The 13,174-nt window shown below is 71.5% G+C and carries 11 protein-coding genes; 7 read left to right on the top strand and 4 right to left on the bottom strand.

Going from position 1 to position 13,174, the window contains the following annotated elements; translation table 11 throughout:
* The first annotated feature begins 11 nt into the window (after positions 1 to 11).
* From AB0M47_RS29725 to guaA, 3 genes are all read left to right on the top strand, one after another.
* A complete protein-coding gene (locus tag AB0M47_RS29725) occupies positions 12 to 1,463 on the top strand; it encodes a M1 family metallopeptidase (RefSeq protein ID WP_363419853.1) in 1,452 nt (483 codons plus the stop codon).
* 33 nt (positions 1,464 to 1,496) lie between these two features.
* Positions 1,497 to 3,200: a GMC family oxidoreductase gene (locus tag AB0M47_RS29720; RefSeq protein WP_363419851.1), complete on the top strand. Its 1,704-nt coding sequence runs from the start codon at positions 1,497 to 1,499 to the stop codon at positions 3,198 to 3,200.
* A gap of 62 nt (positions 3,201 to 3,262) precedes the next feature.
* Positions 3,263 to 4,813 (top strand): glutamine-hydrolyzing GMP synthase, encoded by a 1,551-nt coding sequence (gene guaA / locus AB0M47_RS29715; RefSeq protein ID WP_363419849.1) that lies wholly within the window; start codon positions 3,263 to 3,265, stop codon positions 4,811 to 4,813.
* 18 nt (positions 4,814 to 4,831) lie between these two features.
* On the opposite strand, the gene AB0M47_RS29710 is transcribed toward guaA, so the two are convergent.
* The gene (locus AB0M47_RS29710; RefSeq protein ID WP_363419847.1) at positions 4,832 to 5,827 is read right to left on the bottom strand and encodes an NUDIX hydrolase; all 996 of its coding nucleotides are present in this window, start codon (positions 5,825 to 5,827) and stop codon (positions 4,832 to 4,834) included.
* A 151-nt stretch (positions 5,828 to 5,978) separates the two neighbouring features.
* Between AB0M47_RS29710 and AB0M47_RS29705 the strand changes: the two genes are divergently transcribed.
* Entirely contained in the window at positions 5,979 to 6,857 is an 879-nt protein-coding gene (locus tag AB0M47_RS29705; protein ID WP_363419845.1) for an NUDIX domain-containing protein, read from the top strand.
* A 328-nt stretch (positions 6,858 to 7,185) separates the two neighbouring features.
* Entirely contained in the window at positions 7,186 to 8,100 is a 915-nt protein-coding gene (locus AB0M47_RS29700; RefSeq protein ID WP_363419883.1) for a CDP-alcohol phosphatidyltransferase family protein, read from the top strand.
* A 57-nt stretch (positions 8,101 to 8,157) separates the two neighbouring features.
* Here the strand turns inward: AB0M47_RS29700 and AB0M47_RS29695 are convergent, their stop codons facing one another.
* The 3 genes from AB0M47_RS29695 to AB0M47_RS29685 all read right to left on the bottom strand — a co-directional run bounded on the left by AB0M47_RS29695 (position 8,158) and on the right by AB0M47_RS29685 (position 11,336).
* On the bottom strand, positions 8,158 to 9,399 hold the full coding sequence (locus tag AB0M47_RS29695) for a phosphatidylserine decarboxylase (RefSeq protein WP_363419841.1): 1,242 nt from the start codon (positions 9,397 to 9,399) through the stop codon (positions 8,158 to 8,160).
* A 210-nt stretch (positions 9,400 to 9,609) separates the two neighbouring features.
* Entirely contained in the window at positions 9,610 to 9,861 is a 252-nt protein-coding gene (locus AB0M47_RS29690) for a hypothetical protein (protein WP_253760049.1), read from the bottom strand.
* Positions 9,858 to 11,336 carry a PspC domain-containing protein gene (locus tag AB0M47_RS29685; protein ID WP_363419839.1) on the bottom strand — a complete coding sequence of 493 codons (1,479 nt, stop codon included), beginning with the start codon at positions 11,334 to 11,336 and terminating at the stop codon, positions 9,858 to 9,860. The genes AB0M47_RS29690 and AB0M47_RS29685 overlap by 4 nt, the downstream gene beginning before the upstream one ends.
* A gap of 134 nt (positions 11,337 to 11,470) precedes the next feature.
* Here AB0M47_RS29685 and AB0M47_RS29680 point away from each other — a divergent pair, with 134 nt between their 5' ends.
* Positions 11,471 to 12,679 (top strand): PspC domain-containing protein, encoded by a 1,209-nt coding sequence (locus AB0M47_RS29680; RefSeq protein WP_363419837.1) that lies wholly within the window; start codon positions 11,471 to 11,473, stop codon positions 12,677 to 12,679.
* On the top strand, positions 12,679 to 13,174 hold a 496-nt coding region (locus tag AB0M47_RS29675), incomplete at its 3' end, for a response regulator transcription factor (RefSeq protein ID WP_363419835.1). The genes AB0M47_RS29680 and AB0M47_RS29675, both read left to right, overlap by 1 nt.

Below are 13,174 nucleotides of genomic sequence, written 5' to 3'. Positions count from 1 at the left end.
GCTTTGCTCGCATGCGGCGCAAGCTTCCCGGCGGACTGGTCGGTCCTCTCGCGGTTCTCCTCACGGTCGCCCTGGTCGGCTGTACACCGACCGGGCGCGACCCGATCACCCTGCCGTCGATGCCGACTCCGGTCGCGCCGGAGTCGGTGACGCAGGGCGTCGGCTCGGCCGGCATCGGGGATCCGTACTTCCCGACTTACGGCAACGGCGGCTACGACGTCGAGACCTACGATCTCGCGATCAAGCTCGCCGCCGACGGCGGGATCGACGGCGTCGCCACGCTCACCGCCAAGGCGACCGCCGCGCTTCACCAGTTCAACCTCGACCTGCGCGGGCTCACCGTGTCCAGCGTGCAGGTCGGTGCGGACGCCGCGACCTTCCGGCGAGACGGCGACGAGCTGATCGTCCAGCCCAAGGTCGCGCTCGCGTCGGGGTCCGGCTTCACGGCGACCGTCCGGTACGCCGGCAAGCCGAGCGAGATCTCGTCGCTCACGTTGGGGCAGACCGGTTTCCGCCGGATCAACGGCGTCGAGTACATGGCGGGCGAGCCCGAGTCGGCGAGCACCTGGTTCCCGGTCAACGACCACCCCTCGGACAAGGCGAAGTACACGCTGGCCTTCACCGTCCCGGACGGCGAGGAGGTCATCAGCAACGGCACGCTGGCCAAGAAGGAGTCCGCCGGCGGCTGGACGACCTGGCGCTGGACGGTCGGCTCGCCGATGGCCTCCTACCTGACCACGTTCGCGGTCGGGGATCTGCGCACGGTGGAGAGCACGCACAACGGCAAGCCGGTCCGGATCGCGATCGCCAAGTCGATCACCGATCCCCAGGTCGAGGCCGCGGTGGCGAAGACGCCGGAGATCTGCGACTACTTCGAGCAGTACTTCGGGGCGTACCCGTTCGAGGCGTACGGGGCGATCGTGGTCGACGACCCGGAGCTGGGCTTCTCCCTGGAGACCCAGACCCGGCCGATCTACCCGGCTTCCATGGTGGACAGAGGCGACACCGGCGGCGTGGTCGCCCACGAGCTGGCCCATCAGTGGTTCGGCGACAGCGTCTCGGTGAAGCAGTGGGCCGACATCTGGCTCAACGAGGGGTTCGCCACGTACGCCCAATGGATGTGGCAGGAGCACAGCGGCGGCCCGACGATCTCCGAGCAGTTCGAGCGCCAGTTCCGCAACGAGTCCAGCTCGATCTGGCGTACGCCGCCGGCCGAGCCGGGTGCCGCCAAGGTCTTCAGCAGCTCGGTCTACCAGCGGGGCGGCATGGCGCTGCACGCGCTGCGGCTGAAGGTCGGCGACGAGAAGTTCTTCTCGATCCTGAAGACCTGGGCCGCCGAGAAGCAGTTCGGCAACGGCACGACGGCGGAGTTCCAGAAGGTCGCCGAGCGGATCAGCGGTCAGCCCTTGCAGGCGCTCTTCCAGGACTGGCTCTACGACACCGACCGGCCCGCCCACCCCTAGCCACGGACGTTACTCGGTGGTAATAATCCACCAATGAAGTTCGACGTCGTCGTCATCGGCTCCGGGTTCGGCGGGAGCGTGGCCGCGCTGCGCCTGGCCGAGAAGGGCTACAAGGTCGCGGTGCTGGAGGCGGGCCGCCGGTTCGCCGACACGGACTTCGCCAAGACCAGCTGGCGGCTGCGGCGCTACCTGTGGGCGCCCGCGCTCGGCTGTTACGGCATCCAGCGGATCACGCTGCTGCGCCCGGCCAAGGGCCAGCCGGGGGCCGGTGTGATGGTGCTGTCCGGAGCCGGTGTCGGCGGCGGCAGCCTCGTGTACGCCAACACGCTGTACCGCCCGCTGCCCGAGTTCTACGCAGACCCGCAGTGGCGGGGCATCACCGATTGGGCCGACGAACTCGCACCGCACTACGACCAGGCCGAACGCATGCTCGGCGTGGTGACCTACGACCGGATGACCCCGCCCGACGAGGCGATGAAGAAGGTCGCGGAGCGGATGGGAGCCGGCCGGTCGTTCCGGCTGACGCCGGTCGGCGTACACCTCGGCAAGCCGGGGGAGAAGGTGGCCGACCCCTACTTCGGCGGCGTGGGCCCGGACCGCAGCGGATGCCTGCACTGTGGACAGTGCATGACCGGGTGCCGCCACGGCGCCAAGAACACCCTGATGAAGAACTACCTCTACCTCGCCGAGCAGCTCGGTGCACAGGTGTACGCGTACACGACGGCGACACGGGTGGCTGCGAAGCCGGGCGGCGGCTATCGGATCGAGGTGGCCCGGACGAACGCGCGGTTCCGGAAGCGCGCGCGGGCGGTCGGCGGCGGGGTGATCGAGGCGGATCAGGTCGTCTTCGCGGCCGGCGCGCTCGGCACCCAGCGCCTCCTGCACGCCGCCCGCCACTCCGGCGACCTGCCCGAGCTGTCGCCCCGCGTCGGCGAGCTGACCCGGACGAACTCCGAGGCGTTGCTGGGGGCGGCGATGCGGCTGGGCGACTTCAAGCGGGGCGGCGTCGACTACAGCGAGGGCGTGGCCATCACCAGCTCGTTCCACCCCGACTCGCGTACGCACATCGAACCGGTCCGGTACGGCAAGGGCTCCAACGCGATGGGGCTGCTCCAGAGCCTCCTGGTCGACGGCGGTCCCCGCCGGCCGCTGCGCTGGCTGGGGACGATGCTGCGGCAGCCGCTGACGACCGCGCAGATGATCCTCGTACGCCGCTGGTCCGAGCGCACGATCATCGCGCTCGTCATGCAGTCGCTCGACAACTCGCTGGCCACGGTGTGGCACCGGCGGTCGTTGCGGGCCAAGCACGGCCACGGCGAACCGAACCCGACCTGGATTCCGGCCGGAAACCAGGCGGTACGCCTGCTCGCCGAGGAGATCGGCGGGATACCCGGCGGCTCGGTGCCCGAGGCGTTCAACGTGCCGATGACGGCGCACATCCTGGGCGGGGCGGCGATCGGGGCCACCCGCGACGACGGCGTCGTCGACGCGTACCACCGGATCTTCGGCCACGACGGGCTGCACGTCGTCGACGGCGCCGCGGTGACCGCGAACCTGGGGGTGAATCCCTCGCTGACGATCACCGCGCAGGCCGAGCGGGCGTTCTCGTTCTGGCCGAACAAGGGCGAGACCGACCCGCGGCCGCCGCTGGGCGCGGCCTACGCCCGGATCGAGCCGGTCTTCCCGACTGATCCGGCCGTCCCGGCCGGTGCGCCGGCCGCGTTGCGGGCAGTGTGACGTCGGCGTCCCGACAGCCGCCGCTGAGCAGGGGCGACCGAGCCGCACGATAGGGTTGTCGCATGACGACGCCGCGCCCGGTCCTCGTGGTGGACTTCGGAGCCCAGTACGCCCAGCTGATCGCCCGCCGAGTCCGCGAGGCGAAGGTCTACTCCGAGATCGTCCCGCACTCGATGCCGGTGGCCGAGATGCTGGCCAAGGACCCGGCCGCGATCATCCTGTCGGGCGGGCCGTCGAGCGTCTACGAGCCCGGCGCGCCCCAGGTCGACGGGAAGCTCTTCGACGCCGGGGTGCCCGTCTTCGGCATCTGCTACGGCTTCCAGGCGATGGCCCAGGCGCTCGGCGGCACCGTGGCGCACACCGGCCGCCGGGAGTTCGGCGGTACGCCGCTCCGCGTCGCGGGGGAGAGCGCGCTGATGGTCGGGCTGCCGGCCGAGCAGGACGTCTGGATGAGCCACGGCGACTCCGTCTCCGAGGCGCCCCAGGGCTTCACCGTGACCGCCACCTCGGCGGGTGCGCCGGTGGCCGCGTTCGAGCACGTCGCCCAGGGCTTCGCGGGAGTGCAGTTCCACCCCGAGGTCGGGCACACGCCGCACGGCCAGAAGATGCTGGAGCGGTTCCTCTACGACATCGCCAAGATCGAGCCCACCTGGACCATGGGCAACATCATCGACGACCAGGTCGCGGCCATCCAGGCGCAGGTCGGCTCGGCCGAGGTGATCTGCGGGCTGTCCGGCGGCGTCGACTCGGCGGTGGCCGCCGCGCTCGTCCACAAGGCCGTCGGCGACCAGCTCACCTGCGTCTTCGTCGACCACGGACTGCTCCGGGCCGGCGAGGCCGAGCAGGTCGAGCGGGACTACGTCGCCGCGACCGGCATCAAGCTGAAGGTCGTCGACGCTTCGGAGCGCTTCCTGGCCGCGCTGGCCGGGGTCACCGACCCCGAGGAGAAGCGCAAGATCATCGGCCGGGAGTTCATCCGGGTCTTCGAGGCCGCCGCCCGCGAGATCGCGTCCGCCGGCGACGTCCAGTTCCTCGTGCAGGGCACGCTCTACCCGGACGTGGTCGAGTCCGGCGGCGGCACCGGCACCGCCAACATCAAGTCCCATCACAACGTCGGCGGGCTGCCGGACGACCTCCAGTTCAAGCTGGTCGAGCCGCTGCGCACGCTGTTCAAGGACGAGGTCCGCGCGCTCGGCGCCACCCTTGGCCTGCCCGAGGAGATGGTCTGGCGGCACCCGTTCCCCGGCCCCGGCCTGGCGATCCGCATCATCGGCGCGGTCGACCGCGAGCGCCTCGACATCCTGCGCGCCGCCGACAAGATCGGCCGCGAGGAACTGACCGCGGCCGGGCTCGACCGCGACGTCTGGCAGTTCCCGGTGGTGCTGCTGGCCGACGTGCGGTCGGTGGGCGTACAGGGCGACGGGCGCACCTATGGCCACCCGGTGGTGCTCCGGCCGGTGTCCAGTGAGGACGCCATGACCGCCGACTGGTCCCGGCTGCCGTACGACGTCATCGCCAAGATCTCGACTCGGATCACGAACGAGGTCAGGGAAGTGAACCGAGTAGTCCTCGACGTGACGAGCAAGCCCCCAGGCACGATCGAGTGGGAGTGAGCTCTCGCGAGCCGGCGGCTACAGCTCCGCTGCCTTGAGGGCGTCCGCGGTGACCTCAGTCATGTCGTCTGGCCCCAGGGACTTCACCTTGTCGCGCTCCAGCCAGTAGGCGCCCGAGGTCGAGCCGCCCTTGTCGTGGACGGTCGGCGTGGTCGCCTGGTCGATGGTTACTCGGTAGAAGGCTCTTACGCCGTGCCAGTCGATGGGGAAGCCTTCGGGGCCGAGAGATGCTGGGTCGCGGTGGCTGGCCACGCCCAGGAGACCGCTGAGCCGACCGGCCTGCCCCGTCTCCTCCAGGAGTTCCCGGATCAGCGCGTGCGCCGGCTGCTCGCCGAAGTCCGTGCCGCCGCCGGGCAGGTGCCAGCGGCCCTCGCCGGGATAGCCGGGTGAGACACGGGTCAGCAGCACCCGGTCGAGCTGGTCGGTGGCGACCGCGTACGCCGCGAAGCGCTGCGTACGGTGCAGTCCGTCGTGGCCTTCCTCGATGTGGAAGCTCGGGAAGTCGGGGACCTCGTCGGGCCGCAGATCGACGTCCGCGGCGGGCACGCCGAGGGCGTTGGCCGTGAACGGGCGCAGCGACAGGCTCCCCGCCTCGGCCAAGGAGACCCAGCGGACCAGGTCGGTGGACTGGTCGCGCCGGTCACGGAGCGCGCCGCCGCGAACTCGACCCGAATAGATGAGCCGGTCCGTGTGAAGGGTGACCCCTCGATGAGGCAACGCCCGCAGGTCGGCCAGGACGTCGCGGAGGCCGGTCAAGGAGATCGACAGGCCCGTCTCGGCCGCCGTCTCGCGGATCGCCGTGTCGTTGGGGTGTTCGCCGTGGTCGACGGCGCCACCGGGGAGGGACCAGACGCCGGGCGTACCCGACCGGTCGGAGTTGCGGACCAGGAGGATCTCCTGCCGTCCGGGCTGGGCCGCGTCCTCGCGGCTCACCACGGCGTACGCGGCGATCCGGCGTACCGGGGAAAGCCGGTCACCGGCTCCGTCAAGGGAGGGCTCGACGTCGGTAGTCACAGAGAATCATTCTCCCGCCGGGCGAAGATCCTGACAAGATGTCCGATTCCACATGCTGAGCAGATTCGCAGCGTCCGATGGTTGGAAGCGTTTACCCTACCGCCACCTATGGCGGTCTCGGCGTGTCGCCCGCTGCCGCTACGGTGATGCGGTGGAGAAGCGTCGGAGAATCGGGGCATACGGGGTCGTACGCGACGAGCAGGGACGAGTCCTGCTCGTCTCCGGATCGTCGGCGCCCACCCCACGATGGCACCTTCCCGGTGGCGGCCTCGATCACGCCGAGGACCCCCGGGCGGCGGTGATCCGGGAGTTCCAGGAGGAGACCGGCTTCGACGTCGAGGTCGTCGGCGTACGCGACGTCTCGGCCGACCTGATCGAGTTTCCACAGCTCGGCGTCCTCCAGCACCACGATCGCCTCGTCTTCGACGTGAAGATCGTCGGCGGGACGCTGACTCCGGAGCAGGGGGAGCTGGCCGACTGGATCGTCCCGGAGGACGTCGAGCTGGTTCCGTTCGCCGCCCGGGTCCTGCTCGGCGAGGACCTCGGCAACGAGATCAACCAGCGGAGCCGGCCGTTCGACGATCCGGAGGAACCGGCCAACCGCGTCCGCCGGTTCGCGGCGTACGGGCTGATCACCGACCCGGACGGACGGGTGCTGCTCAGCCAGATCGCCCGCGGCTATCCCGGCGAAGGGCGCTGGCACCTGCCCGGCGGCGGCACCGACTTCGGCGAGCAGCCGACCGAGGCGGTCGTCCGGGAGGTCTTCGAGGAGACCGGGCAGCAAGCGGAGGTCGGCGAGTTGCTCGACGTCTCGTTCTTCCACAACCCGGCTGCGATGGGGCCGGAGGGCGTCCCGATGGACTGGTTCTCGGTCCGGTCGGTCTTCCGTGGTTCGGTGAGTTCGCCCACATCAGCGACGGTCACGGAGGATGCCGGCGGGTCGACCGCGGCGTCGGACTGGTTCGCCCCGGCCGAGGTCGCGGCGCTGACGATCACCGATCTCACTCGGCGGGCGATGCGCCGGCTGTGACGTCGGCAGCAGAGGGTGGTGGCCCGCCTCGGGTAGAATGATTGGCCGAAAGATACAAGCTGATCACGATTCTTAGTTGATCTACCTGCAGTTATGCCCCTTGGGACGCGAATCATCCTCGACATTCTGGCTGAACTACCGGCTTGGACGCTCGATGGGTATCGCCAAGCCTGTCCGGATGTGCGATCGTGTAGCGCACAGCCGGGCGGCCGTCGAGGCGGCGGAGAGGAACCGTTCGGCGATGGAGGGACACGTGCCGAGAGCCATCTGGCGTCGGCGCCGTACGACGGACAGCCCGCGCCCGCAAGGGCGGCAATGGGCCGGCCGCCTGCGACAGGGCGGCAGTTTCGCCCGGCAGATGCTGCTGGTCCGGGTGGGTCGTCAACGCGGCGCGACACCGGTCATCGACGCCCCTGTGCCGAGCGCCCCGCGGCTGCCGGACCTCGACCCGAGGAGCCTGGCCCAGATCGAGGCGCTTGCCCCGGTCAGCCCCGCGCCGGTGGCGACCGTCGAGGCGTCCGTACCGCCCACCCCGCCCCCGCCCATCCCGCTGCTGCCCGGTGACCGCACCGTCAGCCGCCGGGTCAAGTTCGCGGTGGTCCAGGGCTGCACGCTCGCGAGCCTGCTGCTGGGCATGACGGCGATCATGCTGGCGGTGGCCGGAGCGGACCCGCGCCTCGGCGCTGCCTGCCTGCTGGCCTGCATCACCTTCGACGGCCTCGACGGCGCGCTCGCGCGCAAGTTCGGCGTCGCCAGCCCGTTCGGCGTCCAGATGGACTCGCTCGGCGACATGACGAGCTTCGGCATCGCCGCGCCCGTCGTCGTCTACGCCGCCCTGCGCGGCGAGGTGCCGACCGGCGTACTGATCGGCACGTGCGCGCTGGTCGCCGCGTGTGCCGCGATCCGGCTCGCCCGATTCAACGTCTCGCCGAAGGACGGCCGGTTCTTCTGCGGCGTACCCACGACGATGGCGGCGGCCGTGCTCGCCCTCAGCGTCCTGCTCGGCCTGGGCCTGCCCGGTTCGGTGATGGTGGCCGGAGTCGCGCTCATCGCGATCGCGATGGTCTCCAGCTTCCCCTACGCCAAACTCGTCAAGGTCTTCCGGCTCCCGCCGTGGCTGCTCCTGCTGCCCATCTTCGGCGCGCTGCTCAACCCGCGGCTCACCTTCGGCCTGGTCGTGCTGGCCTACCTGCTGAGCGGGCCGCTGCTTTGGGCGTACCAGCGCAAGCACGCGCGAGCGTAGATCGACCGTAAGCGAACGGCGCGCCTGGACCCCAGGCGCGCCGTTCGTCTTCATGTCTTAGAGCCAGCGGGCGATGACCGTCTCCGCACCGACCACCCGGTCGCCCGGGGCGACCAGAGCCTCCGCCGCCGACGCGGGCAGATAGACGTCGGTACGCGAGCCGAACCGGATGAGGCCGAACCGCTCGCCCTTGGCCAGCAGCGCGCCGACCGGAGCCCGCTGCACGATGCGCCGGGCGATGAGCCCCGTACGCTGCGCGACCACCACCTTGCCGTGACCGAGCGCGTCCTCGAGCACCGTGTAGGCCGCGACGTTGTGCTCGGCCTCGGGCTTCATCGCGGCCGCGTAACCGCCGTCCTCGACGAAGTAGTCCACCACCTTGCCGGCCACCGGGGACCGGTTGACGTGCACGTCGAGCACCGAGAGGAAGACCGCGACGCGGAGGAACTCCTCGTCGGCGAACCGCTCGTCGTAGAGGCGCTCGACCGACAGCACCTTGCCGTCGCTGGCGGCGACGACAGCCGAGGGATCAGCCGGAATGTGCCGGTGCGGGTCGCGGAAGAACGCGGCCACCGGCGCGGCGGCGAGCGCGGGGAGCAGCCACGCCTTCGACTTCGGGCGGACCGTCCGGAGCACGGCGGCCAGGCCGAGCGCGATGCCGGCCGCGGCGACGCCGTTGGAGTCGATGTGCATCGTGCTGGTCACCGGCACGCTCGAGGTCCGGTACGCCGGCGCGAGCCCGGCCGCCACGGTCGCGTCGGCCTCAGAGAAGCGCAGCTTGTGCACGCGGACCGGCGGCGTGTTGAGCAGGACGAGGTCGGTGCCGACGCCGAACTGCGCGGAGCGGCGGTCCAGCTCGTCGGCCGCGCCGCCGGCGACGCCGGGCACCGCGACGACGGCCACCACGAGGATGCCACCCTCGGCGACCAGCTTGGTCAGGCTCTCGACGGTGAGCCGGGCGTCCTCGGCCGCACCCACGACGGGCTCTGCGACGATGACGATCTCGGCCGGGGAGGCCTCGGTGGGCGTCTGGACGACGGTGCAGGCTTCGGCGATCTCGGTGTCGAGCGAGGCGATGTACGCCCGCAGCGCGGGCGCCTGGTCGCCGCCGACGATGGTCAGCTGGTCGTCGGGCTGGAGGGCGTCGAGCGCCTCACCGAGCACCAGCGAATCCGGGCCGGCCCCCACGATCAGGGCGGACTTCGGGCCGGGGTGGCGCTGCAGCTCGGCGGTGAGCGTGCGGGCGGCGCGCTCCCCGATGCGGACCTGGCCGAGGGGGCCGAGCGATGCCTGCGACATGAGTTGACTCCACCTTCGTCATCGGCGCGTACGGGGCTCAGCATATGCGGCGGGGCCGACACGCGCTCACGCCGCCGGGTCCGGCCCTGTTCGCATCGAGTTCACCTCGGGGCTATTCAGCGCTATTCAGGGCACTTCAGGGGCATAGACGCGTGCAGGGCGCCGGAGAACCCCCTCCCGGCGCCCTGCGATCCCCCCTGGGATTCGCGGCTATCCCTGAATCGGCGGCTGGGTGTCGGCCCCGCCGTTCTCGGATTCCACCGCAGTCCGATCGCCGCGGAGCACCCCGCGGACGATCGAGCCGATGCCGAGCAGCCCGACGAGGATCAGGCCACCGGCGACGAACCAGCCGGCCGGCGGCAGCTCGACGTCCACCGTCCGGTGCACCGTCCAGAGCCCGGCGATGAGCAGGAAGACCAGGCCGAAGATCAGCGACAACAGGTCGAGCGGGTGCTTCTTCATCGGGACACCTCCGCGTCGCTCAGGCTCACGTCCAGCTCCAGGTGCAGCTTGCCGCCGCCCTCACCGTCGGCCCCGAGGTCGGTCACGGTGAAGTCGTTGATGCGTACGCCGTTGGCGTTGCGGTCGAAGATCGTCGCGCTGCCGAGGCGTACGTCGGTCACCGCGGTGACGTCGACGTTCTCGGGGAGCCGCACTTGGAGGTTGCCCGCCTGGATCTTGACGCGGACCGTGCGCTCCTGGCCGGTGAAGTCCAGATCCCGCAGGTCCAGGGTGGCGCTGCCGGCCCGGTGGTCGTAGTCGCCCTTCAGCGCGGCCAACGTCGGCGGCGCCCAGGTGATGTCGCCGCCACCGTTGCGGTCGTCGGTCGGCCAGTCCTCCTTGTCGACCGAGGTGATGCTCAGGGCGAGCACCAGCCCGAGCCCGATGAAGATCCAGCCCCGCGCCCGGCCGAGCCAGGCGCCCAGGACGAGGCCGAGGCCCACGACGGCGAGCACGGCGGCCACGTACGCGGCGGCGCTGATGTCCACCACGTTCGCCACGTCGAGCAGGCCCATCACGCCGAGCACCACGAGCGCGAGGGAGAAGATCAGCGAACCGAGCCGGGAGTGCTCCTTCGGCGGCTTCGGCGGCTTGGGCGGCTTCACGGGAGCGGGGGCCGGCCCGGTCGCGAACGGCCCGTGCGGGGCGAACGCCGGCTGGTACCCCGGTCCGGCCGGCGGAGGACCCGGCGACACGGGCGGGATCGGCTCGGTCACCGCGTTCGACGGGGCGTACGCGGGATAGTGCGCGGCGGTGGAACCGGCGGGCGGCGCCGCCGCTGGAGCGGCTGGAGCGGCTGGAGCGGCTGGAGCCTGCGGCGCGGGCGGCCGGCCCGAGCGATTGCGCTGCGAATACACCGCGAAGACGATCGCTGCGGCGATGAGCAGGAACCACAGGACGGGCCACGGCCGGTCGTCGAGGGTGCCCAGGAAGATCAGCACGGTCACGGCCCCGGCGATCACCGTCAACGCCGAGGAGGTGCTGGATCGGCCGCGGCCGAGCACCGCCTCGACCGGCGACGCGGTGTCCCCGTCGGCGGGCGTGCCGAGCCACAGCACGATGTACGCCAGGATGCCGAACCCGCCGAAGAAGGCGAGCACGATGAAGAGGACCCGCCAGAGCACCGGATCGGTGTTGGTGGCCCGGGCCACCGCGCCGCTGACGCCGGCCAGATAACGACCGGTACGCGGGCGGACGAGCCCGTAGCGGGCGGCGAACGCGCCCGACGGGGGAGGCTGATGGCCGGGCGTCTCCGGGCCGGGTGTCCCAGGGCCGGGCGGCGGCGGAGGCGGAGGCGGCGGGGTGTTCGCGTCCGCGGCACCCGGCGGTGTCTCCGCACCGGGCGGCGGGGTGCTGGCGTCCGGAGCCTGCGGCGGAGGCGGATCGCTCTCCGTCGGCGGCTTCGGCGCTCGCTGGGCGTCGTCGAACTCGGTCATGTCACCATCCTGGGGCCGGACCAGCCCCAGAGACCTCCGGCACCGACCCTGAGCCCACCCTGATAATCCAGCTCACAACGGAATCAGGGTCGCGTAGGGTCGTCACCGCGCAGCAGGCATGTGACGATCGTGAGGTGACCACCACCACCGCGTACCCACCGCTGCGCCGCAGCCGCTCGGACCGCATGGTCGCCGGGGTGGCCGGCGGCATCGCCGAGCACGTCCGGGTGCCCGCGGCGGCCATCCGCGTGGCGTTCCTGGTGCTGCTCGCGGCGCACGGGCTCGGCGCGGTGCTCTACGCGGTCTACTGGGCGGTCATGCGCGACGAGGACAGCGATGTCCCGGTACGCCGTGAGCCGGTCAAGATGGTCCCGTACGCGCTGCTCGGCTTCGGCATCCTCGTCGTGATGACGCTGCTCTTCGGCGGCGACGGGATCTCCCTGGCGGCCGGCTGGCTGCTGGCGCTCGTGGTGCTCGGCGGCGGCCTGATCTGGCATCAGGCCGAGCCCGGCCGGCTGACCAAGCTCACCGGCCTGCTCGGCGGCGACCGCCGCCCGGCCTTCGTGCTCAGCCTGCTCGGCGGCGGCCTGCTGGTCGCGGTCGGGATCATCGGCCTGGCCACCCTGTATTCGCCGGTCGAAGGGCCGAGCCTGTCCGTCGTCGCGTTCGCCGTCGTCTTCGCCCTGATCGCGCTGACCGGTGTCGGGGTGGTCGCCGCGCCGACCTTGTGGCGGACGGCGACGGCGTTGCGGGCCGAGAAGGAAGGCCGCATCCGCGAGCAGGAGCGGGCGGAGCTGGCCGCGATGGTGCACGACCAGGTGCTGCACACGCTGGCGCTGATCCAGCGCAACGCCGCCGATCAGGCCACCGTCACCCGGCTCGCCCGGGGCCAGGAGCGGTCGCTGCGGAACTGGCTCTACAAGCCGATGGGCTCGGCCGAGGAATACTTCGCGGCCGCGGTCGAGGAGGCGGCGGCCGAGGTGGAGGACACCTTCGCGATCGCCGTCGAGACCGTCGTGGTCGGCGACTGCATGGTGGACGACCGGATCCGGGCGCTGGTCGCCGCGACGCGGGAGGCGCTGGTCAACGCGGCCCGGCACGCCAAGGTCGGCACCGTCTCCCTGTACGCCGAAGTGGAGCCGGACGAGATGAGCGTGTTCGTCCGCGACCGCGGCGTCGGATTCGACATGTCCACAATCGACGACAACCGGCACGGCGTGAGAGGCTCCATCGTCGGCCGGATGCAACGCCACGGCGGCCGGGCGGAGATCCGCAGCGAGCCGGGCGAGGGCACCGAGGTGCGCCTGCACCTGCCGATCGGCACCAGCAAGGAGACAGCCTGATGAGCGGCGACACCAGCCAGCCCGTACCGACCGAGTCCGAGCCGTCGCGGCTGCGGGTCTTCCTGGTCGACGACCACGCGATGTTCCGGGCGGGCGTACGCGCCGAACTCGGCGTCCACGTGGACGTCATCGGGGAGGCGGCCACCGTCCCGGAGGCGATCTCGGCCATCGCCGCCCACCAGCCGGATGTCGTGCTGCTCGACGTGCACATGCCCGAAGGCGGCGGGCGCGCCGTCCTGGAGGCCACCCGGCGGGCGTACCCGCAGGTGCGGTTCCTGGCGCTGAGCGTCTCCGACGCCGCGGAGGACGTCATCGGCCTGATCCGGGCCGGCGCCCGGGGCTACGTCACGAAGACCATCTCGCCGGAGGAGTTGGCCGCCGCGATCCGCCGGGTCGCCGACGGCGACGCCGTGTTCAGCCCGCGGCTCGCCGGCTTCGTCCTCGACGCCTTCGCCGCCCGCCCCGACGCCTCCCTGGCCGACCCCGAGCTGGACC

Origin of the sequence: Hamadaea sp. NPDC051192, assembly GCF_040682475.1 — a bacterium.
Taxonomy (GTDB): domain Bacteria; phylum Actinomycetota; class Actinomycetes; order Mycobacteriales; family Micromonosporaceae; genus Hamadaea; species Hamadaea flava.
The sequence above is the reverse complement of the archived record's forward strand: the minus strand, read 5'-3'. Positions and strand labels throughout refer to the sequence as shown.

What these genes read in the sequence shown, in the direction of transcription:
- AB0M47_RS29725 (WP_363419853.1), top strand. Translation starts at nt 12, where the DNA reads ATGCGGCGCAAGCTTCCCGGCGGACTGGTCGGTCCTCTCGCGGTTCTC.
- AB0M47_RS29720 (WP_363419851.1), top strand. Translation starts at nt 1,497, where the DNA reads ATGAAGTTCGACGTCGTCGTCATCGGCTCCGGGTTCGGCGGGAGCGTG.
- guaA (WP_363419849.1), top strand. Translation starts at nt 3,263, where the DNA reads ATGACGACGCCGCGCCCGGTCCTCGTGGTGGACTTCGGAGCCCAGTAC.
- AB0M47_RS29695 (WP_363419841.1), bottom strand. Translation starts at nt 9,399, where the DNA reads ATGTCGCAGGCATCGCTCGGCCCCCTCGGCCAGGTCCGCATCGGGGAG.
- AB0M47_RS29690 (WP_253760049.1), bottom strand. Translation starts at nt 9,861, where the DNA reads ATGAAGAAGCACCCGCTCGACCTGTTGTCGCTGATCTTCGGCCTGGTC.
- AB0M47_RS29685 (WP_363419839.1), bottom strand. Translation starts at nt 11,336, where the DNA reads ATGACCGAGTTCGACGACGCCCAGCGAGCGCCGAAGCCGCCGACGGAG.